Source organism: Mesorhizobium sp. M1006 (assembly GCF_040318825.1).
Classification (GTDB): domain Bacteria; phylum Pseudomonadota; class Alphaproteobacteria; order Rhizobiales; family Rhizobiaceae; genus Mesorhizobium.
On record NZ_JAMYMZ010000010.1, the window covers coordinates 124836 to 146951 of the forward strand.

General features: G+C 63.2%; 15 protein-coding genes. 5 read left to right on the forward strand and 10 right to left on the reverse strand.

Features of this window, described 5'->3' with window-relative positions; genetic code table 11:
• Positions 1 to 50 precede the first annotated feature (50 nt).
• Positions 51 to 1025, forward strand: coding sequence for a complex I NDUFA9 subunit family protein (locus tag NKH60_RS12455; RefSeq protein ID WP_352872269.1), 975 nt, complete (start codon positions 51 to 53; stop codon positions 1023 to 1025).
• A gap of 20 nt (positions 1026 to 1045) precedes the next feature.
• Here the strand turns inward: NKH60_RS12455 and NKH60_RS12460 are convergent, their stop codons facing one another.
• Entirely contained in the window at positions 1046 to 2419 is a 1374-nt protein-coding gene (locus NKH60_RS12460) for a cytochrome P450 (protein WP_352872271.1), read from the reverse strand.
• Between the two features lie 183 nt (positions 2420 to 2602).
• Here NKH60_RS12460 and NKH60_RS12465 point away from each other — a divergent pair, with 183 nt between their 5' ends.
• The 4 genes from NKH60_RS12465 to NKH60_RS12480 all read left to right on the forward strand — a co-directional run bounded on the left by NKH60_RS12465 (position 2603) and on the right by NKH60_RS12480 (position 9678).
• A complete protein-coding gene (locus NKH60_RS12465; protein ID WP_352872273.1) occupies positions 2603 to 3172 on the forward strand; it encodes an NADPH-dependent FMN reductase in 570 nt (189 codons plus the stop codon).
• Between the two features lie 58 nt (positions 3173 to 3230).
• A complete protein-coding gene (locus tag NKH60_RS12470; protein WP_352872275.1) occupies positions 3231 to 5897 on the forward strand; it encodes a caspase family protein in 2667 nt (888 codons plus the stop codon).
• A 146-nt stretch (positions 5898 to 6043) separates the two neighbouring features.
• Complete coding sequence (gyrB, locus tag NKH60_RS12475; RefSeq protein WP_352453677.1) at positions 6044 to 8515, forward strand: DNA topoisomerase (ATP-hydrolyzing) subunit B; 2472 nt, start codon at positions 6044 to 6046, stop codon at positions 8513 to 8515.
• Between the two features lie 245 nt (positions 8516 to 8760).
• Complete coding sequence (locus tag NKH60_RS12480) at positions 8761 to 9678, forward strand: hypothetical protein (protein WP_352767297.1); 918 nt, start codon at positions 8761 to 8763, stop codon at positions 9676 to 9678.
• An 88-nt stretch (positions 9679 to 9766) separates the two neighbouring features.
• Here NKH60_RS12480 and NKH60_RS12485 read toward each other — a convergent pair whose 3' ends face one another.
• The 9 genes from NKH60_RS12485 to NKH60_RS12525 form a co-directional block, all read right to left on the reverse strand.
• Entirely contained in the window at positions 9767 to 11287 is a 1521-nt protein-coding gene (locus tag NKH60_RS12485; protein WP_352872279.1) for a hypothetical protein, read from the reverse strand.
• A 92-nt stretch (positions 11288 to 11379) separates the two neighbouring features.
• Positions 11380 to 12777 carry an NAD(P)(+) transhydrogenase (Re/Si-specific) subunit beta gene (locus tag NKH60_RS12490; protein ID WP_352872281.1) on the reverse strand — a complete coding sequence of 466 codons (1398 nt, stop codon included), beginning with the start codon at positions 12775 to 12777 and terminating at the stop codon, positions 11380 to 11382.
• Between the two features lie 6 nt (positions 12778 to 12783).
• On the reverse strand, positions 12784 to 13206 hold the full coding sequence (locus tag NKH60_RS12495; RefSeq protein WP_036238371.1) for an NAD(P) transhydrogenase subunit alpha part 2: 423 nt from the start codon (positions 13204 to 13206) through the stop codon (positions 12784 to 12786).
• Positions 13206 to 14480, reverse strand: coding sequence for a Re/Si-specific NAD(P)(+) transhydrogenase subunit alpha (locus NKH60_RS12500; protein WP_352767303.1), 1275 nt, complete (start codon positions 14478 to 14480; stop codon positions 13206 to 13208). Before NKH60_RS12500 ends, NKH60_RS12495 begins: the two co-directional genes overlap by 1 nt.
• A gap of 81 nt (positions 14481 to 14561) precedes the next feature.
• Positions 14562 to 14786, reverse strand: a complete 225-nt coding sequence (locus NKH60_RS12505; RefSeq protein ID WP_023676259.1) for an aa3-type cytochrome c oxidase subunit IV — start codon at positions 14784 to 14786, stop codon at positions 14562 to 14564.
• Positions 14787 to 14959: 173 nt separating this feature from the next.
• Positions 14960 to 15109, reverse strand: a complete 150-nt coding sequence (locus NKH60_RS12510; RefSeq protein WP_013528205.1) for a DUF3096 domain-containing protein — start codon at positions 15107 to 15109, stop codon at positions 14960 to 14962.
• Positions 15110 to 15228: 119 nt separating this feature from the next.
• Positions 15229 to 16011, reverse strand: coding sequence for an N-acyl amino acid synthase FeeM domain-containing protein (locus NKH60_RS12515; protein ID WP_352469883.1), 783 nt, complete (start codon positions 16009 to 16011; stop codon positions 15229 to 15231).
• Positions 16012 to 16161: 150 nt separating this feature from the next.
• Positions 16162 to 18483, reverse strand: a complete 2322-nt coding sequence (locus tag NKH60_RS12520) for a putative bifunctional diguanylate cyclase/phosphodiesterase (protein WP_352452207.1) — start codon at positions 18481 to 18483, stop codon at positions 16162 to 16164.
• A 152-nt stretch (positions 18484 to 18635) separates the two neighbouring features.
• Positions 18636 to 22115 carry an indolepyruvate ferredoxin oxidoreductase family protein gene (locus NKH60_RS12525; RefSeq protein WP_352872285.1) on the reverse strand — a complete coding sequence of 1160 codons (3480 nt, stop codon included), beginning with the start codon at positions 22113 to 22115 and terminating at the stop codon, positions 18636 to 18638.
• Position 22116: the final 1 nt, after the last annotated feature.

A 22116-nucleotide genomic window follows, 5' to 3' on the forward strand; every position in this document is an offset into this window, starting at 1 on the left:
TATGAAACGGCTTCAAACCAAACCATCTGGATAGCCCGCCGGAGCCAGCCATGACCGAAATCCTGCAGACCCCAAAGCTCGTCGTCGTGTTCGGCGGCTCCGGCTTTGTCGGTCGTCATGTCGTGCGGGCGCTGGCCAAGCGCGGCTACCGCATCCGGGTTGCCTGCCGTCGGCCCGATCTCGCCGGCCACCTGCAGCCGCTCGGCAATGTCGGGCAGATCCAGCCGGTGCAGGCCAATGTCCGGGTGCGCTGGTCGGTCGACCGCGCCGTGCAAGGCGCGGACCATGTCGTCAATCTGGTTGCGATCGCGCATGAGGCCGGCCGGCAGAAATTCACTGCCGTCCACGAATTCGGCGCGCGCGCTGTCGCTGAAGCGGCGCGCGCCGTCGGCGCCGGCCTCACCCACATCTCGGCTCTGGGAGCGGATCTCCACGCGCAATCGGACTACGCGCGTACCAAGGCGCTCGGCGAAAAGGCTGTTCTGGAGACGGTCCAAGACGCCGTGATCTTGCGGCCATCGATCAATTTCGGGCCGGAGGACGGTTTCTTCAACCGCTTTGCCAACATGGCCCGCTTTTCCCCGGTGCTGCCGCTGATCGGCGGCGGGCAGACGAGATTCCAGCCGGTCTATGTCGGCGACGTCGCCGAAGCGGTGGCGCATTCGGTCGACGGCAAGGTCCAGGGCGGCCGGATATATGAACTCGGCGGGCCGCAAGTGCTTACCTTCAAGGAATGCATGCAACAGCTGCTTATCATCATCGGACGCAAGCGGTTTTTGCTGCCCGTGCCATGGTGGCTGGCGAACCTCCAGGCATCAATTCTCGGGCTGTTGCCCAATCCGTTGTTGACCAAGGACCAGGTCCTGCTGTTGCGCCAGCACAATGTCGTGTCGGAAGCCGCCGTCAAGGACAACCGGACGCTCGCCGGCCTCGGGATCCAGCCACGGTCGATCGGAACCATCCTGCCCAGCTATCTCTGGCGCTACCGCGCCGCCGGCCAGTTCCAACGCAAGTCCGCCGCATAATACAAACGGACGTCGGTTGCCTACGAGGCGCGCCGGGTGACCTGCATCGGCAGGCCGCCTTGCGGCTGCGTCGTCAGCTTCTGCACCGGCCAGGGGCGGGTTTCCGCGGTGGCGTCGAAACGGTAGCGCGACAGCATGATCGCCAACGCGATGATTGCCTCCTGCATGGCAAAGCTGGCGCCGATGCAGACGCGAGGCCCGGCGCCGAACGGCAAATACTGGAAACGGTCGATCTTCTCGCGGTTTCCCGGATGGAAGCGTTCCGGCATGAAGGCGTCGGGCCTGTCCCACAGCTTGCGATGGCGGTGGACGACCCACGGCATCACCAGCACCGCGGCACGTCGCGGTATGTAGAGGCCGTTCCAGGTTTCGGGCTCGATCGGTTCGCGGTTGATCGATGGCGCCGGCGGATAGAGCCTGAGCGCCTCTTCGAAGGCGGCACGGGTGAGCGGCATGGCGTCGAGCCATTTCGTCGGGTCGGGCTCACGCGCCAGCACGGCATCGATCTCGTGCTCGATCTTTTCGCGCTCCCACGGCGCTTCGGCAAGGCAGTAGAGCGTCCAGCCGAGCGCCCTGGCCGTAGTCTCGTGGCCGGCGCCGATAAAGGTGATGATGTTGTCCTCGACCTCGGCCCGGGTCAGCCCGCCCGGTCCCTCCGCTTTCAACAGCAGCGTGAGAAAATCCTGCGGCACCGTGTCCGGATCACGCTTCAACCGCGCCTCGCGCATCTGCACCGTGTCGGTGACGATCTTGCGGAAGTAGGCCATTGTCTTGCGGCCGCGGATGCGGGTCAGACGCGGCAGCCAATCGGGTGCCCGCAACAGGTCGAGCGGATCGACCCGACCCATGGTCTCGAACAGGCGGTCGATCTCCTTGGCAAAGCTGCCCGGCTCGCCTGAAATCTCACCGGAAAACAGCGTCTCGGCCAGGATGTCAAAGGTAAGCAGCGTCATGTCGTGAGCGATGTCGAACGTGCCGCCGCCCTCGTAGCGCGTGACGAACTCCCGCGTGCGCCTCAGCATCGGCTCGGCAAAACCGAAGATATGGCGCGGCGTGAACACCGGCGCCATGGCCTTGCGTGAACGCCTCCACACCTCGCCCTCGGCGGTCAGCAAGCCGTCGCGCAGGATCGGCCGCAGGATCAGCTGGCGAACCGTCGCCATCTTGTAGTTCTTGGCGTTATCGACCAGCACGTGGCGAATGAGACCGGGGTCGTTGGCGATGACCAGCGGCCCGCCGATGCCGGTCACCGAAATCCAGGGCTCGTTGTAGGTCGGCTCGCCCCACAGTTCGAGCGGATTGCGGTAGACGATGCGGATCATCTCCAGCGTCGAGGGCGGCGCGGTGCGCGGCTTCGGCGCCGGCGGGACGAAGGGGACGGGCTGACTGTCCATGACTTGCTCCGCTGACACCTCAATGTAGTGGCGGGCAAGGCAGGCGTCCATGTGAGCGGACGACAAGGTGATGCATCCGCTGTCTGGAATGTGACCCGGGCACCGGAAAGTGCCTGCTTGCTGTGTCCGGCTGCGTGTCTTAGGTGGCAGCACCACAGATGTCAGAACCGGCGGGAGCCTGCCTTGAAGCACCAGTTGAACGTCATCATCGGCAGCACGCGGCCGGGCCGCGCCGGGCCCGCTTTCGCAAAGTGGCTGGAGAGCTTTGCGCGCGAGCATGGCAAATTCGAGCCGGTGCTCACTGACATCGCCGCATTCAACCTGCCGGTGCTGGACGAGCCGCATCATCCGAGACTCGGCAAATACGAAAACAGCCACACGAAAGCCTGGTCGAAAGCAATCGACGCAGCCGACGCATTCGTCTTCGTAGCGCCGGAATACAATTATTTCACCGCTCCCGCGATCGTCAACGCGGTCGACTACCTGCTCAGGGAATGGCGATACAAGCCGGCCGCCATCCTCAGCTACGGCGGTGTCTCCGGCGGTTTGCGAGCGGCGCAGGCGGTCAAACCGTTGCTGACCGCCGTCGGTGTCATGACGATTCCGGAAGGCGTGGCGCTGCCGATGTACCAGAAGCTGCTCGACGAGACCGGCGCCTTCCTGCCCAGCGAGCAGGTGCTCGGCGGGGCCAGGACCATGCTGGACGAGCTGTTCCGCTGGAGCGAAGCGCTGAGGCCGATGCGCGCCAGCTAACAACGCGAACGGCCGAACTGGCCGATGCCATAACTTGCTCATGCCATAAAGAGATGGAATGCTCCGGCAAATGACCGGGCCGGGGCGGTTCGATTTGCGTTTTCTGTTTGCCTTGCTGCTGATCCTCTCGACGGCCTCCGCTGCAATGGCGGAACGGCGCGCTGCGCTGGTCATCGCCGAGAACGACTACCGGCTGATCCGGCCGCTCGCCAATCCCGTCAATGACGGCGAGATCATGGAAACGGTGCTGAGGAAGCTCGGTTTCGAGGTCTTCCTCGAAACCAACCGCGACCTGCGGCGCATGCGCCGGGCGCTTGACGATTTCCGCGAGGATGCCAAAGGCGCCGACGTGGCACTGGTGTTCTTCTCCGGCCACGGCGTCGAGATAGCCGGCGAGAATCGGCTCCTGCCGGTCGATGCAGACGCGTCGTCGCTCGCTACGCTGGAACGGACCAGCCTGCCGCTGGAGGAGATCCGCGCGACCGTCGCCGCCACCAGCAAGGTCGGACTGATCGTGCTCGATGCCTGCCGCAGCGATCCGTTTGCGGCTACGGGCGGCGAAGGCCGCGGCGCAACGGCGCTGGTAAAAGAGGTCAGCGACAAGGTCCGGCCGGGTCTTGGCCGCATCGGGCGGGCAGAAAACATCCTGTTTGCCTTCTCGGCGGCGCCCGGCGAGACCGCCGCGGATGGGACGGACCAGAATTCGCCGTTTACCGCGGCGCTGACGAAATACCTCGGCACCGAAGGTCTCGAGATCCGCTCCGTGCTGACGCTCGTGCAGCAGGAGGTTTACGACCTCTCGCGTGGCAAGCAATTGCCCTATGTCGAGAGCGGCCTGCCGCAGCTGTTCTTTGCCGCCTCGGCCAAGGAGAAATTGCCGGAACGCGAACGCCTGTTGCTGGCCATGGCCGAGGTGACGCCTCAGATGCGCGGCGAAGTGGAGAAGATCGCCAGCGACGCCGACATGCCGCTGGCACCGCTCTATGGCGCGTTGATCAGTTCCGATGCCGGCCACCTCTCCGCGGACAGTCTGAACGCCAGGCTGCGTGAGGCAGCCGACGCCTTCGTCAAGGTGCGGAGCGAAATGCAGACGCTTGGATCCGACGATCTCAGAGTGTCGGCGTTGCGCCGGCAGGCCGAAGAGCAGCTTTCGCTGGGAGCGTTCGATGTGGCGCGGAAAAAGCTCGCCGAGGCAGCCGAGATCGACAGTGTCTCTCGCAACGCTTTGAAGGCCAATTTCGTCAGCCGCACGCTCTCCGAGGCCGCAACGCGCTATTTGTCCGGCGGGGCGGCGCGCGCCGACCTCGACTACGCCGCAGCCATCAAGGACTATGAGTCCGTGCTCGCGCTTTATGGCGAAGCCGGACAGGTGGTGCTGTCGCTCGACGATGCCGACCGCTTGATCCGCACGCTGGACGAGCTCGGCAAGCTCTATACCACGATCGGCAATATCGATGCGGCCGGCCGCGCCTTCGAGGCGCTGCAAGCCGATCTTGAGCGGCGGTCGCATCATGAAACCGATCCCAACGTGAAGCGCGACTTCGCCGTCAGCCACGTCAAGCTCGGCAACGTGCGAATGGCGCAAGGCAATCTGCCGACAGCGCTGCAGAATTATGAGACGGCCAAGACCATTCTGCAGGGCCTGACCGAGGCAGAACCGGCTAATCTGGAGTGGTTCGGCGACCTCGCCATGACCGACGACAAGATCGGCAACGTATTGGCGACACAAGGCGACCTGGCCGGCGCCGCAGAGGTCTACCAGGAAAGCCTGTCGATCAAGAAACAGCTCGCCGCCGGAGAGCCAGACCGTGCCGAACTGCAGCGCGACCTGACCATCACCTACGATGAGATCGGTCACCTTGCCCATATCGCAGGCCAACTGGACAACGCACAGGCGGCCTATGAAGAGAGCCTGAAGGTGCGGCTGGCGCTGGCGGCGGACAGACCGGGAGACGCCGACCGGCAGCGTGACGTCTCGGTCAGCCACGATACGATAGGCGACCTGCTGCGCGAACGCGGCGACGCCGCCGGGGCGCTGGCGGCCTACAAGGAAGGTCTGGCGATCGTCAAGCAACTGGCGAAACGCGATCCGGACGACACCGAGTTGAAGCGCGACCTGTCGGTCGGCAACGCCAAGATCGGCAATGCGCTGAGCGACCAGCAGAATTGGCCGGCGGCACTTTCGGCTTATCGTGAGGCACTTTCGCAGGCCAGCGCGCTCGCCGCCGGCGACCCGAACAACACCGAATGGCAGCGTGACCTGTCCGTGTGCATCGAGAAAGTCGCCGGCATCCTGGCCATACAGGGCGACCACAAAGGCGCGCTGAAAGCCTATCTGGACAGCTACGCGATTGCGCAGAGGCTGGCCAAGCTCGATCCCGCCAATTCCGACTGGCAGCGGGACTTGTCGATAACGCTGTCCGAAGTCGCCACGCTGCGCCTCAGGCAGCGCGACGTCAGGGGCGCCCGGCAAGCCCTTCAGGACAGCCTGGCCATTCGCGAGAAACTTGCCCGGTCCGATCCGGACAACGCCACCTGGCAGCGCGACCTGGTGGTCGCCTATATCGACTACGCCCAAGTCGCAAAGGACCCGAAGGCTGTGCTTTCCAAGGCGCTCGACATGACGCTCGAGCTCGACCGGAGCGGGCGGTTGGCACCGCGCCACAAGTTCATGATCAAGTTTTTACGTGAGCGGCTGGCCAGGATCGAAGCCAGGCGCCGATAGCCTGCTCACGCGATGGTCATTCCGTTCCGAAATGCCTGCAAACCTTGGAAAAACCGCCTTTTGCGCCTATATCTACGACATTAGGAATGCGCGATTCGAAGCCGATTTTTCGCGCTCTGCACACGGCATCAATCAGACAGGTTTTCATGAGCGACCAGACCGACATCGCCAACGGCGTTGAAGCCGAATACGGCGCCGATTCCATCAAGGTTTTGAAGGGCTTGGATGCCGTTCGCAAGCGGCCGGGCATGTATATCGGCGATACCGACGACGGCTCGGGCCTGCACCACATGGTCTATGAGGTGGTCGACAACGCCATCGACGAAGCACTGGCCGGCCATGCCGACCTGGTGACGGTGACGCTCAATCCGGACGGATCGGTGACGGTCATCGACAATGGCCGCGGCATTCCGACCGATATCCACACCGGCGAAGGCATTTCAGCGGCCGAAGTGATCATGACGCAGCTGCATGCCGGCGGCAAGTTCGACCAGAACTCCTACAAGGTCTCAGGCGGCCTGCACGGCGTCGGCGTGTCGGTCGTCAACGCCCTGTCGGCCTGGCTGAAACTGAAGATCCGCCGCAACGGCCAGATCTACGAGATGAGTTTCACGCATGGCAATGCCGACGCGCCGCTGCGGATCACCGGCAGTTATGAACAAGACAAGGTCCCCGGCACCTATGAAGGGCGCAGCGGCAGCGAAATCACGTTTTTGCCGTCGTCCGAGACGTTCACCATGGTCGAATTCGACTACGGTACGCTGGAGCATCGGCTGCGCGAGCTCGCCTTCCTGAACTCCGGCGTGCGCATCGTTTTGACCGATGCCCGCCATGCCGACATCGTGCGCCATGAACTGCACTACGATGGCGGGCTGGAAGAGTTCGTCCGATATCTCGACCGGACGAAGAAGCCGTTGCTCGACAAGCCGATCTCGATCCGCGCCGAGCGCGACGGCATCACGGTTGAAGTCGCCATGTGGTGGAATGACAGCTACCACGAGAACGTGCTGGCCTTCACCAACAACATCCCGCAACGCGACGGCGGCACGCATCTGGCAGGCTTCCGCGGTGCGCTGACGCGCCAGATAACCGGCTATGGCGACTCCTCGGGCCTGACCAAGAAGGAAAAAGTGGCGCTGATCGGCGATGATTGCCGCGAAGGGCTGACCGCGGTGCTGTCGGTCAAGGTTCCCGACCCGAAATTCTCCTCGCAGACCAAGGACAAGCTGGTGTCGTCCGAGGTCCGCCCGGTGGTCGAAGGGCTTGTCAACGAAGCGCTCGGCACCTGGCTCGAGGAGCACCCGACCGAGGGCAAGGCGGTCATCGAGAAGGTCATCCAGGCCGCTGCCGCGCGCGAAGCCGCGCGCAAGGCACGCGACATCACCCGCAAGAGTTCGCTCGGCGTCACCTCGCTGCCCGGCAAGCTGGCCGATTGCCAGGAGCGCGATCCGGCGAAATCCGAGATCTTTATCGTCGAGGGCGACAGCGCCGGCGGCTCGGCCAAGGGCGGCCGTTCGCGCCAGAACCAGGCCATTCTTCCGCTGCGCGGCAAGATCCTCAATGTCGAGCGCGCCCGCTTCGACCGCATGCTCGGCTCCGACATGATCGGCACGCTGATCACCGCGCTCGGCACCTCGATCGGCAAGGACGAGTTCAACGCCGACAAGCTGCGCTACCACAAGATCATCCTGATGACCGACGCCGATGTCGACGGCGCCCACATCCGCACCTTGCTGCTGACCTTCTTCTTCCGGCAGATGCCGGAACTGATCGAACGCGGGCATCTCTACATCGCGCAGCCGCCGCTCTACAAGGTGACGCGCGGGAAGAGCTCGCAATACATCAAGGACGAAGCCGCCTTCGAGGAATTCCTGATCGGCTCCGGGCTGGAAGAAGCGTCGCTTGCGCTCAGCACAGGCGAGGTGCGGGCTGGACAGGACCTGCGCAGCGCCATCGACGACGCCTTGGCTGTCCGCCAGCTCATCAACGGATTGCACACGCGCTATAACAGAGGCGTGGTCGAGCAGGCAGCGATTGCCGGCGCGCTCAACCCGGAGATCTTCACCGACCTCCGCCGCGCCAACGAAACGGCCGAGCGTGTTGCCCGTCGTCTCGACATTATCGCCGAGGACACCGAGCGCGGCTGGATCGGCCGCATGTCGACCTCGAACGAGGGCATTGGCGGCTATGTCTTCGAGCGAACGGTGCGCAGCGTCAAGGAGTTCGCGCATCTCGACCTGGCATTGATCAATTCCGCCGACGCACGCCAGCTCGACCGCTATGCGCCGCGCCTGGCGGAAATCTACGGCGAGCCGCCGGTGCTGCGCCGCAAGGATGTCTCGGAAACCATTTCGGGGCCGCTGGCACTGCTCAATGCCGTGTTTGCCACCGGCCGCAAGGGCCTGACCATGCAGCGCTACAAGGGCCTTGGCGAAATGAACGCCGAGCAGCTCTGGGAAACGACGCTCGACCCGAATGTGCGCTCGCTGTTACAGGTCAAGGTCAATGACGCGACTGATGCGGACAGCTTGTTTTCACGGCTGATGGGCGACGAGGTCGAGCCAAGGCGCGAATTCATCCAGGAAAACGCGCTGTCGGTTGCCAATCTGGACATCTGAGCCGCCATCCAGATACCCAGCCAGCAGGCATGAAGTGTATTGGTGCGCCTTGGCGCACCAATACGACTGCTGCAACGCAACAAAGATCACCAGGACCGCCGGAACGGAAAGGCTTTCAAGGCATTGTAGTTGATCACAATCGCCGCAGGAGGCATCCATGGGACGTGGCATTTTGCTCTGGCTTCTCGGAGTCCCAATTCCGATCATTATTCTGATCATGCTGTTCGCACGGTAGGGAGGCTTCGATGCAGTCCACCGTAACAGCTGTCGACGTTTCCGCCCCGACGGAATCCGCTTCCACTGCTGTCAGCTGGGGGCCAATCGTCGCCGGCGCCTTTGCTGCGTCAACGCTTACCTTCATCTTGATGCTGCTCGGCTCCGGGCTTGGGCTGAGCATGGTGTCGCCATGGTCCGGCTCGGGTGCGTCAGTCACCACTTTCGCCGTTTCCACCGCCGTCTGGCTGATCGTCGTGCAGTGGCTGTCGTCGGCCCTGGGCGGCTACCTCGCCGGACGCCTGCGCACCAAATGGGTCGGCATCCACACCGATGAAGTCTTCTTCCGCGATACCGCTCACGGCTTCCTGGCCTGGGCGCTGGCGACGCTGCTCGTCGCCGGCGTGCTCGGCACGGCGCTTTCGGCCGCGATAGGTACCGGTGTCCAGGCTGCTTCGACTGTGGCATCGGGCGCGGCAATGGGCGCTTCGGCAGGCGCTGCTGCAAACGCGGGTAGCGCCTCGACCGACAACGCCACATGGTATTTCGTCGATACGCTGTTCCGCCCGGCCGATCCGGCAAGGCTCGCTGCCGCCAACCCGGAGAGCGACGCCGCGGCAACGGCGCAGGCATCGCGCATTCTAGTCGCGAGTGCCGCAGCAGGCGAAATATCGGCCGACGACAAGACCTATCTGTCGCGGCTGGTGGCCGCCCGCACAGGCCTGTCCGAAGCGGATGCCACCGCTCGCGTCGATGCGGTAATCGCCAGAGCGCAGGACGCCAAGGTCAAGGCCCAGCAGGCGGCCGACACCGCCAGAAAGGCAGGCGCGACCTTCTCGTTGATTGGCGCGCTGTCGCTGGTCGTCGGGGCCTTCATTGCCAGCGCGGCTGCAGCACTTGGCGGCAGGCAGCGCGACGACGAGGAAGCGATTTTCCTGACCAATCGTTGATCGGTGACTAAGCGAACTCGGTCCGCTTCGGGAAGATTACGCCCGAAGGGGACCTTGCTTTGAACTGCCGCCGCGCATTGCTTGCCGCCTACAGCTCAGCTTCCAGTTTGCGGCCGAGATCGACCGCATCGCGCAGCACGGCAAGGTGCGAGCGCGGCTGTACGCCGGCCGGCGCGTTGACCTCGACGCCGCTCGCCGTCAGCGACCAGTAGAGCCTGTGCGTGAAGACGCGGCCGCCCGAGCCGCGCAGCTCGACCTGGATGTTTTCCACGCCGGGACCAAAATTTTCCGTCATCCGCCCTGAAATCGGGTCGCCGGTCAGCCAGCCATTGCCCCTGTCGAAAATATTGGTCCAGCGTGTCGCGGCAAACACCGCGCCATGATGCACCGCCCGCTGCGGCTTGCCGGAATGGCTGCGCCCTTCCTGGTAGAGCATGGTCCCGCTCGCCGCCCTGTCGGCGATCGGCGGGCATGCCGAAAACAGGCGCTCGGCGATGCCGCGCCTGAATTCGGCGAGGTTGTAGGTCACCAGAAACTCGCTGTGGGTCAGCGGACTGCCGAGCGTGACGAAATCGCTGATCTTCCACGGCAGCGGATGATCGGCGTCGCCGACGCGAAGCTGCCGGTAGAGCTCCCATTGGCTGCGCCGGAATGCGGGGAGGTCATCGAGGCTGTCGGGCCAAGCGGAGGCATCGGCGGCCAGCGTCGCCTTGTCGACGGCGTGGATCGCCTTCAGCCTCGCTTTGTCGCGAATGGCTTCCAACTTTCTAGGCCTGAAATCGGCCCACAATATCTGCAAGAGATCATAGGCGATGATCGACCCGAGGCTGTGCGAGACCAGCACGATGCGGTCATAGGCATCGTCCATCATGAGACGCTTCAGCAGCTTGAGGCCACGCTCGCGGACCAGCGCCCGCTTCTCGACCGTTGCCGCTTCGGCCCGCACATAGGCGGCGACGTCGCCGAAATAAGGCAAGCCAAACTGGTCCACCGACCAGATGACGAACGACGCCAGAACCGTGACAAGCACACCGGTCGTCCAGGAGATGTAGCCTTGCCAGGTCGACGTTGCGAGCGCCAGCGCCGCGCCGAGGACGACGATGGTGGCCAAAAGCGTGACGACATAGAGTTTGAGCACATCGCGCGGAATATCGGCCGGCTTGCGCCAGAGCAGGGTCGTCACCCAGGCAGCAAGGCGGCTTCGGGTCGTGCCCTGGGTGATGTCGGCCCAGTAAAGCTCGTAGAAATCGGTGCGGCGGCCATCGACATCATAGGGCGTGGTGATCCGGCGGAGTTCGTGCGAATTGGTCCGGCTGTCGGGCGTGATCCAGCTCTGGTTGATCTTCGCACCCATCGGGTCGGCCGGATCGGGGACATGGGCATAGAACGGTGCACGGGCCGGATCGTGGCTCCATACGGCCTGGACAAACTCCCTCAACGTGTCCATGGGACGCTGCTCGCCCATGCCGTGCACGACCACTACCGCCTGGCTGCGCTTGCGTGGCGCCTTCTCTGCTGCGGTCAGATCGGCGGCCGGCAATGCAGCAGAACCAGGGTCGGGCACCAGCACCTCCACGATGACGCCGTTAGCAAGACGACGGGTCGGCATCGTAGCTTCAGAACCGGTAGCAGCCAAGAAAAAGCCCGGTGCGGAGCCGGGCTGTATTCGACGATCGGCAGTGAGTTGGCAGCGACGCCGTTTCAGTGATCTATCGCTTTGACGATCTCCTCGGTCATCTTCTTGGCGTCGCCGAGCAGCATCATGGTGCCGTCCTTGTAGAACAGCGTGTTGTCGATGCCGGCATAGCCGGAGCCGAGCGAGCGCTTGACGAACAGGCAGGTGCGGGCCTTGTCGACATCGAGGATCGGCATGCCGTAGATCGGTGACGACTTGTCGTCACGGGCCGAGGGATTGGTGACGTCGTTGGCGCCGATGACATAGGCGACGTCGGCCTGCGCGAACTCAGAGTTGACGTCCTCCAGCTCGAACACTTCGTCATAAGGCACGTTGGCTTCGGCCAAGAGCACGTTCATGTGGCCGGGCATGCGGCCGGCAACCGGGTGGATGGCGTATTTGACGTCGACGCCGTTGGCCTTGAGCTTGTCGGCCATCTCGCGCAGCGCGTGCTGCGCCTGGGCGACGGCCATGCCGTAGCCCGGCACGATGATGACCTTTTGCGCATTCATCATCAGATAGGCGGCGTCCTCGGCCGAGCCCTGCTTGACCGTGCGCTCGATGCCGTCATTGGCAATGGCTGATGTCTCGCCGCCGAAGCCGCCGAGGATGACCGAGATGAAGCTCCGGTTCATGCCTTTGCACATGATGTAAGACAGGATGGCGCCCGACGAGCCGACCAGCGCGCCGGTGATGATCAGCGCCAGATTGCCGAGCGTGAAGCCCAGGGCGGCGGCGGCCCAGCCCGAATAGGAATTCAGCATCGATACGACCACCGGCATATCGGCGCCACCAATCGGGATGATGAGAAGCACACCCAGCACCAGCGAGGCGGCAACGATCAGCCAGAACACCACCTTGGACTCGGCGGTGACGAGCAGGACGATCAGCACGATCAGCGCAATGCCCAGGGCCGCGTTGATGAAGTGGCGGCCACCGATCATGATCGGCTTGCCCGACATGCGGCCGTCGAGCTTCAAAAAGGCGATGACCGAGCCGGTGAAGGTGATGGCACCTATGGCAACGCCGAGGCTCATCTCGATCAGTGCCTGGGCATGAATATCGGCGACGGTGCCGATGCCGAAGCTTTCCGGTGCGTAGATGGCGGCGGCCGCCACCATGACCGCGGCAAGACCGACCAGCGAGTGGAAGGCGGCGACCAGCTGCGGCATCGAGGTCATGGCAATGCGCCGTGCCGTGACCGCACCGGCCGAGCCGCCTATCAGCAGCCCGAGCACTATGAGGCCGAAGCGCCCGGCCGAAGGGGTCGCCAGCGCCAGCGTCGTGGCGATGGCGATGCCCATGCCGATCATGCCGTACATGTTGCCCTGGCGGCTGGTGGTCGGATGCGACAGGCCGCGCAATGCGAGGATGAACAGGATGCCGGAGACCAGATAGAGAAAGGAGGCGAAGTTGGCGTTCATAGCGGCCTACTTTTCCTTCTTCTTGTACATGGCCAGCATGCGCTGGGTGACGAGGAAGCCGCCGAAGATGTTGACCGATACCAGCATCAGCGCAACGAAGCCGAAGCCGGTGGCAAGCCCTGAGGCCGAGATGCCGACGGCCAGCAGCGCGCCGACGACGATGACGGAGGAAATGGCGTTGGTGACCGCCATCAGCGGCGTGTGCAGTGCCGGCGTGACGGACCACACGACGTAGTAGCCGACGAAGATCGCCAGGACAAAGATGGCGAAGCGAAAGACGAAGGGATCGATGGCACCGCCGGACAGCGCGTGAGCGGCGTCACCCGCCGCCTCGGTGCCGGGCGCGGCCGCCAGGTTCTGCACCGCGAGCCGCACGGCAGCTGTCGCCTGGTCGAGCTGGTCGAGGGCTTTCTGCAGGGTCTGGTCCATCACGCGATCCCTCCGGTGGTCTTGGGCTTCCTCGAAGCGGCCGTTTTCTTCGCAGCCGGCTTCGCCGAAGCCTCGGCAACCATCGTCCTGGCCGGAATGGCCGGTGGCTCGACATATTGGCCCTTTGGCGGCTCCTGCTCAGCCTTTGCGAAAGCCGGATGCACGATCTTGCCAGCATCGGTCAGCATCGTCGCCTTGACCAGTTCGTCATCGTGATTGATGGCAAGCGTCTTCGCCGCCTTGTCGACCAGCGTCTCGAGGAAGGCATAGAGGTTCCTGGCATAGAGAAGCGAAGCGGAGGCGGCGACGCGACCGGGAACATTGAGATGGCCGACGATCTTTACCCCGTTGGCGGTGGTCACCACCTTGCCGGCTTCGGCGCCCTCGACATTGCCGCCGCGCTCGACCGCGAGGTCGACGATCACAGAGCCGGGTTTCATCGAGGCGACCATCGCCGCCGAGACCAGCTTCGGCGCCGGACGGCCGGGGATCAGCGCCGTGGTGATGACGATGTCCTGCTTGGCGATGTGCTCGGCGGTCAGCGCCGCCTGCTTGGCCTGGTATTCCTTCGACATTTCCTTGGCGTAGCCGCCGGCCGTCTCGGCCGCCTTGAACTCCTCGTCCTCGACGGCCAGGAATTTTGCGCCGAGCGAGGCGACCTGCTCCTTGGCGGCCGGGCGCACGTCGGTGGCGGTGACCACGGCGCCGAGGCGGCGCGCGGTGGCGATGGCCTGCAGACCGGCGACGCCGACGCCCATGACGAACGCCTTCGCTGCCGGTACGGTGCCGGCCGCCGTCATCATCATCGGTAACGCCCGGTCATATTCGGCAGCCGCGTCGATCACCGCCTGATAGCCGGCGAGGTTGGCCTGGCTGGATAGAACGTCCATCGACTGGGCGCGGGTGATGCGCGGCATGAACTCCATGGAGAAGGCAGTAACACCGGCCCTGGCAAGGGCTGCGACGGCAGCGTCGTTGCCGTAGGGATCCATGATCGCGATGACAGCGGCGCCGGACTTGTAACCCTTCAGCTCGGCGTCCGTGGGCCGGCGCACCTTCAGCACGACATCGGCCCTGGCTGCATCGCCGGCCTTGCCGATCGCGGCGCCCACCCGGGCGAACTCCTCGTCGGGAATGCGCGACGCAGTGCCGGCGCCGGTTTCGACAATCACGTCGAAACCCAGTGCCGCCAGCCGCTTCACCGTGTCGGGGGAGGCCCCGACGCGCGGCTCGTTTGCGTCGAGCTCACGAGGGATGAAAACCGTCTGTCCCACCGCATGATCCTTTCGGCCGGAACCCTGTTACCGCAAGACATCGACCGACCCCGGCGGCGCCTTCGACAAAGGTTGGAGGAGTTATCGGAGAATAAAGGCGCCGATGGCCAGGATCAGCACGAATAGGATAGTCCCCGAGAAGAAGCCGCCCACAAAGAAGCCGAACGCCATGGCAAGAAGCACGGCGGCGCAAAATAGCGACCCATATTTGGCCAGCATCACAAAGCCGGCATAGGTGCGGTCGTGCTCGGCATAGTCCATCTTCGCGCCTAGTTCGACAGGACCGGTCGGCGTGTGTTCAGCCATTGGAATACCCCTTCGAAGACATCTTTCAGGCACATAGCGAAAAGCCGCGTTAAGGGCAATGGCGCTATTGCCGCATCGCCGCAGCCAACAATCTCAAGCAAAACTTGAAATCGCTGCGCGAAGCGCGGCGATACCAATCACAATGGATGGCAGGTCCGCTATTGCCTATATCGTTAGCCGGCGAGATGCGGGAACAGACCGAGCAGGCCGACAACGATCAGATAAAGGGCGACGATATAATTGAGCAGCCGCGGCATCACCAGGATCAGCACGCCTGCAATCAGCGAGATAAGCGGGGTAAGGGCGAGCGTGGAAATGGTCATGTCGGTTCCTTTGATCGGATGGCTATCGAAGCGATGCTTGGTGGATGCCGGCCATGCCGACCTACCACCAGCACCCTTGCCCAGAACGCCGAAGCGACCGGAAGGCTCCATGGGCTCGTTCAGGCGGCTTCGCGAAAATACTTGGCGGTGGGCAGGATGGTCAGCGGGGCGAGTTCGCCGGCACCGGGCGTATCGAACAACATGCGCTGCTCCATTGGCGTCGAACGGAAGAACGGAAAGCGAGCGTAGGTTTCATTCTTGATCGCCAGGACATCGGCTTGATAAAGCAGCGCGAAACAGTTGATCACGCCGGCATAGGGCCGCGCATCGCCAATCGGTCGCGCCCGATAGATGCGCTTGTAGAAAGCCGCATGGTCCTCGCGGATCATGGATATGCAATAAGGCGCGCCGAAATGGAAGCAAGCCATGCCCGCAAGGCGCAGCGTCACATACGGGATCTGCGGGTAAAGCCGTGACCATTCGGCGTCCACGGCAAAACGGCTCGGGTCGATAAAGACTTCGCCGGCCGCCAGACGCGGCATCAACAAGTCCTTGTAGACGCTGAGCGCTGGTGATGTGGCGTTATCAGCAGACACGTTATGCAGGCGCATTGTGCTGACCAGCCGCCCCTCGATATAGATTCCGAACGTATGGCAATTGGGCAGTTCGTCAAACTCGTCATGGACCTGACGAGACGCATTCTCGGGCACCAGATCGTTCATCCGATAGGAATTGTAGCGCAGCCTGTAAATGTTTTCGAAGTCCTCGCCGCTTTCACAGCGTCGGTACTCCGTCCGGTCAAGCAGCGCATAAACATGTTGCGCGAAGCTGGACATGGTCTCGGACGCATCTTTCCCACCAGCGCCCGCCGCATGGCCGAGCGAACTCAACTGGGCACACATGAACTCTATTCCCCGCGATTACCGCCACCAGCCGACACTACGGACGGGTCATGAGATGTAAAGATGAAAATAAGTAGGAGCTCGTTTACCGCTCGTTAAGGTTAACAATTAATAAAATTATACTAAAATACGCGGGTTTTCAGCGCGAAGTCAGCGCCGCGGCGCCTTCCTTGCCGTCTGGATGTCCTTGGCAAAGGGCCAGACGGTGCTCGACATCGTCTCGATGCCGGACGCGCTGAGTGCCGACCCGAACAGAAAGCCCTGGACCAGGTCCGGCTTGACCTGCAATGCCAGGATCTTGAGCTGTTCGAAGGTCTCGACACCTTCGACGGTAACCGAAAGTCCCAGCGGCCGTGACAGGTTGACGATGCCCTTGAGCAATTCGAGCGACCGGCTGTTCTGAGTGACATCCATCAGGAACGAGCGGTCGATCTTGATTTTGTCGAGCGGCAGTTTGTGGAGATAGCTGAGGCTCGAATACCCGGTACCGAAATCGTCGAGCGCAATGCGCACGCCGAGCCGCTTCAACTCCTCGATATATTGGCGTGTCAGCGACTTGTCGTCGAGCAGCGCCGTCTCGGTGACCTCAATCTCCAGACGTCCGGCGGAGAGACCGGATTCAGCCAGCGCGTCGCGAACCTTCTGGATGACATCACGGTTGCGGAAATCCTTGGCCGAGAGATTGACCGACACGCTGGTCTGGGCCGGCCATTTGGCGCATTCCGTGCAGGCCGCATGCAGGACGAAGGTGCTGATGTCGGAAATAATCCCCATTTCCTCCGCCAGCGGAATAAAGATACCGGGGGAAATCGGCCCGAGATCGGGATGATCCCAGCGGCACAGCGCTTCGCAACTGGCGATACGCATCGTGCTCATCGCGACGATCGGCTGATAGACCACCCGCAATTCGTTGTTTTCCACGGCGCTGCGCAGGTCCGCCTTCATCAGCTGACGGCTGCGGAAGGCAGCATCCATGGAGGCCTCGAACAGCCGCCAACCGTTCTTGCCAAGCTCCTTGGCCTTGTAGAGTGCAAGGTCGGCTTTGACGATCATGGCGTCAACGTCGGTATCCTTGACCCGCGACAGCACCGCGCCGCCGGAGGCCTGGATGCGTAATCCGTGGCCGGCGACATCGACCTCGCCCTGTAGATTGACAAAGATCTCGTCAACCTGGCCGGTCAGGTGGCTTTCATCCTCGATGCGCTCGAAGAAGATCATGAACTCGTCGCCGCCGAAGCGGCTGACGGTGATGCCTGGCCCAGCGACTGCCGCCAGCCGCTCGGCAACGGCGTAGATCAATCCGTCGCCGACCGGATGGCCGAGCGTGTCGTTGACGCTCTTGAAATCATCGAGATCGAGCACCACCAGCCCGCAGAGACGCTCGGGATCCCCTGAGGCCATGGCTTCCACCACCAACTCGTGGAAGTAGGCGCGGTTGGGCAGGCCGGTGAGACTGTCGTAGCGCGCCATGAAGCGGATCTTGTCTTCCGCCTCGACCCGGGCGGTCACATCCTCGAAAGTGACGACGCCCAGTTCCTGGCTGCCTTCGCGCGCCGAAAATTCATAGTGCTGGCCGTTGGTGAGCGAGACCAGGACCTTGCGGTCGCGGCCCTCGCGCAACGCACGCGTCAGCTGGGCTTCGATGTAACGGCAATCTTTCGGCGCCAGCATGCCGCCTGCAGCGCCGCGCATCAGCAGACCGTGGATCGAGCGGCCTAGCAGCGCATCGGCCGATTTGAGCGACATCAGGTGCGCGGCTTCGGCATTGGCCACCGCCACCCGGCCGTCGGGACCAAGCATGACAAGGCCATGCGACATGGTGTTGAGCGCGCGGTTGAAACGCTGCGCGATGCGGTTCGCCTTCTTTTCCTCCGACAGGGCGGTAAACAGGACTTCGCGGACGATGTCGGCGAACCGCTTGATCGCAAACAGAAAAGGGGCCGACATCAGACCGAGGATGATGTGGTAGATATCGCCGCGCAGGATAAAGCCAAGCGATATGGGCCATGTGGTGGTTATGATAAAAATCATGACCATCCGCGGCGACCCATAATTGCGGCCGGCAATCGACGTGACCGATGCCAGAGTGACGCAGACAGAGGCTATTTCGGCATAATTGTCGTGGCTGTCATTTGCCAGATAGATACTGACGAAACAGAACGCGCCAAGCATGAAACCATGCATCGAACCGAAAATTATGTAATCGTTTTCGCGATCATGGGCTTCTTCCCACGTCGTCGGGGAAGGAAGTCGCCCGTATTTTCGGATGTTGCGAAGGCGCAGAGTACCGACAATGATGAGCCCAGCGGCAACTAGAAGATACGCCAAGTCCATGGTCTTCCAATAGACCAGAATGACGAGGAGTGTCTGCGCAACAAGGCCGATCGACAGCGTGAACCCGTCGCGAAACAGCGTTTCCACGAACGGAATGTAAACGTCGACCGGAATCTCGTTTTTTCGTCTCAGATTCACGCCTGGATCCCAACCCTGGGGAACCCAGCAGTGTCACATTGGCCTTAAGAAAGGTTTAGAGCGGCGTTTCGAACCCTGCCAGCATCCATTGGTGACGCGGCGGAAGCAGGGAAACTACCGTTCAGGTAAACAAGGCGTATCACAGCGCTGAATTATTCGGCGGCTTGAAGTTGCGGCCGCAGCGGCGCCGTTGAGAGGCGGTCGAGCAGTCGCTGGCGTTCGCCGGCGGCTTTTTCGGCACTGGCCTGCTTGACGTAGCCAAAGCCGCGGATGAGCGCCGGTACCGAAACAAGCGCGGCAGCAACCTCGATCTTGCCCGGCGCCAGCGCGCCGGCGACAAGTTCCAGGTCGGCTTCATAGAGGGCAAGAAGCTGCCGCTCCATACGCCTCTCGGCGCTGTAGCCGAACAGGTCGAAAGCGGTGCCGCGCAGGCCCTTCATCGCCGCCAGCAGGCGGAACCCGTTCATTATCCACGGGCCAAAGCTCGATTTCTTCGGCTTCCCGTCACTGCCGCGCCTGCCCATGATCGGCGGTGCGAGATGGAATTCAAGCTTGCCGTAGCTCTGGAACTGCTTTGCGAGCTCTGCGGCAAAGGAGCCGTCCGTATAAAGCCGCGCCACCTCGTATTCGTCCTTGATCGCCATCAGCTTGAACAGGTTCTTTGCGGCAGCCTCGGTCACCACGGTCGACCCGGGCACAGCATTGGTTTCGGCCTTGCGCAGCGCCGCCAGTCTGTCGGCATAGCGCTTGCCATAGGCGGCGTTCTGGTAGGCGGTCAGGAAGCCGACGCGGCGAGCAATGATATCGTCCAGCGTCTCGGCAATGGCGGCATGCTGCGTGGCCTTGCCCGGCTGGGCGAGAAGGCTGCGGACGAAATCCGGCTGGTGGGCGGCGCGGCGGCCCCAGCGAAATGCCGCGACATTCATCGCTACCGCCTCGCCGTTGAGCTCGATCGCCTTCTCGACCGCCTCCGCCGACAGCGGCAAGCCGCCATGCTGGAAGGCGAATCCGAGCATGAACATGTTGGCACCAAGCGAGCTGCCGAACAGGGCAGTGGCGGTGCGGGTAGCGTCGAAGAAATGCGTCCTGTCGTCGCCCGCGGCCGTTCTTATCGCCTTCTTCAGCCGCTCGACGGGCAGCGAGAAATCGGCCGAACGGGCGAACTCGCCCGGCATGATCTCGGCAGTGTTGGCGAGGAAGATGGTATGGCCTTCGCGCACCGCGGCCAACACCTTCTTGGCACCTGAAACGACGAGATCGCAGCCGAGCACGAGATCGGCCTTGCCGGCCGATACCCGAATGGCGTGGATGTCGTCCGGCGTGCGGGCGATGCGGACATGGGTGAACACCGAGCCGCCCTTCTGGGCGAGGCCGGCCATGTCGATCATGCCGCAGCCCTTGCCTTCCAGGTGCGCGGCCATGCCCAGCACCGCGCCTATGGTGACGACGCCGGTGCCGCCGACACCGTCGATGATCGCCGCCCAGCCTTGTTCACCGAGCGCAAATTGCGCCGGCGCCGGCACCCCCGCGAGCGGGTCGGCCGCGCCGGCTATGCCTTCGGCTTTCCTGATTTTGGCGCCGTGAACGGTGACGAAGGAGGGGCAGAAACCGTTGACGCAAGAGAAGTCCTTGTTGCAGCTCGACTGGTCGATCTTGCGCTTGCGGCCGAATTCGGTCTCGACCGGCTGGATCGAGACGCAATTCGACTGCACGCCGCAATCGCCGCAGCCTTCGCAGACCAGCTCGTTGATGAAGATACGCTTGTCCGGATCGGGGAAGGTGCCGCGCTTGCGGCGGCGACGCTTCTCGGCGGCGCAGGTCTGGTCGTAGAGCAGCACCGAGACGCCTTTGACCGAACGCAACTCGCGCTGGACGAGATCGAGGTCGTCGCGGTGATGGATGGTGGCGCCGGCGGGAAATTCCACCTTGCCGGTATACTTGTCCGGCTCGTCGGTGACGATGGCGATGCGCTCCACGCCCTCGGCGCGCACCTGCCTTGCGATCATGTCCACCGTCAGGCCGCCCTCGTGCGGCTGCCCACCGGTCATCGCGACGGCGTCATTGTAGAGGATCTTGTAGGTGATGTTGGCGTCGGTCGACAGCGCGAAGCGTATCGCCAGCACACCCGAGTGGTTGTAAGTGCCATCGCCCAGATTCTGGAAGATGTGCTCGCGCTTCGAGAACGGCGCCTGGCCGACCCACTGCGCGCCCTCGCCGCCCATGGCGGTGAAGCCGACGGTGTTGCGGTCCATCCACAGCGCCATGAAATGACAGCCGATTCCGGCGGCGGCGAGCGAGCCGTCCGGCACCTTGGTCGAGGAATTGTGTGGGCAGCCGGAGCAGAAGAAGGGCGTGCGCGAGGCGATGTCTGACGTGTCGGCCAGCATCGCCTGGAACTGGCGCAACTTCGCCACCCGCGCGGCGATTTCTTCCGACGGGCCGATCGTTCGCAAAATCCTCTCGCCGAGCGCGATGGCAATATCGTTGGGGTCGAGTGCGCCCTTGGCCGGGAACAGCCAGTCGCCGCGCTCGTCCTTCTTGCCGACGATGACCGGCTGCGTCGCGGTGCCGTAAAGGTTCTCGCGCAGTTGCACCTCGATCAGCGAGCGTTTCTCCTCGACGACGACGATGGTATCGAGGCCGCGAGCAAAGTCGGCGATGTGCTGCAGGTCGAGCGGCCACGGGCAGCCGACCTTGAACAGCCTGATACCGATGCGACTGGCGGCCGCTTCGTCGATGCCGATATCCTCCAATGCCTGGCGAACATCGAGATAACTCTTGCCGATGGTGACGATGCCAAGCTTGGCGCTGCTGCCGCCCGAATAGACGATCCGGTTCAGCCCATTGGCGTGGATGAAGGCCGAAGCGGCGGCGCGCTTGTGTTCATGCAGCCGCTCCTCCTGGCCGAGCATGTCGATCTCGTTACGGATATTGAGGCCGCCGGGCGGCATGTCGAAGTCCGGCACGATGATGTTCAGCCGTTCGAGCGCGGCATCGACCGAGGCCGTCGATTCGATGTTGTCCTTGACGCATTTGATCGCCGCCCAGGTGCCGGCAAAACGCGACATGGCAAAGCCGTAGAGGCCGTAGTCGATGATCTCCTGGACGCCGGCCGGATTAAGGATCGGCACCATGGTGTCGACGAACAGGAACTCGGTGGCATGCGCGTTGGTCGAGGATTCGGCCATGTGGTCGTCACCCATCAGAGCCAGCACGCCGCCATGTTTCGACGACCCGGCGAGATTGGCGTGGCGGAACACGTCGCCGGAGCGGTCGACGCCCGGACCCTTGCCGTACCAGACCGAAAAAACGCCGTCATGGGTACCCTCGCCCAGCAATTCGGCCTGCTGCGAGCCCCAGCAGGCGGTGGCGGCGAGCTCCTCGTTGAGACCGGGCTGGAAGACGATGTCCGACTGCGCGAGCTGGTTCCTGGCCTTCCACAGCTGCATGTCGAGGCCGCCGAGCGGCGAGCCGCGATAGCCGGAGACGAAACCGGCGGTGTTCAGGCCAGCCCGGCGGTCGCGCTCGCGCTGCATCAGAAGGATGCGGATGACTGCCTGGGCACCCGACAGGAAGATCCGCTCCTTTACCAGGTCGAACTTGTCGTCGAGCGCGACATTGTGCAGCGTCATC

Bases quoted from the DNA above. Each gene is read 5' to 3' on its own strand.
- NKH60_RS12455 (WP_352872269.1), top strand. From the start codon at position 51: ATGACCGAAATCCTGCAGACCCCAAAGCTCGTCGTCGTGTTCGGCGGC.
- NKH60_RS12460 (WP_352872271.1), bottom strand. From the start codon at position 2,419: ATGGACAGTCAGCCCGTCCCCTTCGTCCCGCCGGCGCCGAAGCCGCGC.
- NKH60_RS12470 (WP_352872275.1), top strand. From the start codon at position 3,231: ATGCTCCGGCAAATGACCGGGCCGGGGCGGTTCGATTTGCGTTTTCTG.
- gyrB (WP_352453677.1), top strand. From the start codon at position 6,044: ATGAGCGACCAGACCGACATCGCCAACGGCGTTGAAGCCGAATACGGC.
- NKH60_RS12480 (WP_352767297.1), top strand. From the start codon at position 8,761: ATGCAGTCCACCGTAACAGCTGTCGACGTTTCCGCCCCGACGGAATCC.
- NKH60_RS12485 (WP_352872279.1), bottom strand. From the start codon at position 11,287: ATGCCGACCCGTCGTCTTGCTAACGGCGTCATCGTGGAGGTGCTGGTG.
- NKH60_RS12490 (WP_352872281.1), bottom strand. From the start codon at position 12,777: ATGAACGCCAACTTCGCCTCCTTTCTCTATCTGGTCTCCGGCATCCTG.
- NKH60_RS12495 (WP_036238371.1), bottom strand. From the start codon at position 13,206: ATGGACCAGACCCTGCAGAAAGCCCTCGACCAGCTCGACCAGGCGACA.
- NKH60_RS12505 (WP_023676259.1), bottom strand. From the start codon at position 14,786: ATGGCTGAACACACGCCGACCGGTCCTGTCGAACTAGGCGCGAAGATG.
- NKH60_RS12510 (WP_013528205.1), bottom strand. From the start codon at position 15,109: ATGACCATTTCCACGCTCGCCCTTACCCCGCTTATCTCGCTGATTGCA.
- NKH60_RS12515 (WP_352469883.1), bottom strand. From the start codon at position 16,011: ATGTGTGCCCAGTTGAGTTCGCTCGGCCATGCGGCGGGCGCTGGTGGG.
- NKH60_RS12525 (WP_352872285.1), bottom strand. From the start codon at position 22,115: ATGACGCTGCACAATGTCGCGCTCGACGACAAGTTCGACCTGGTAAAG.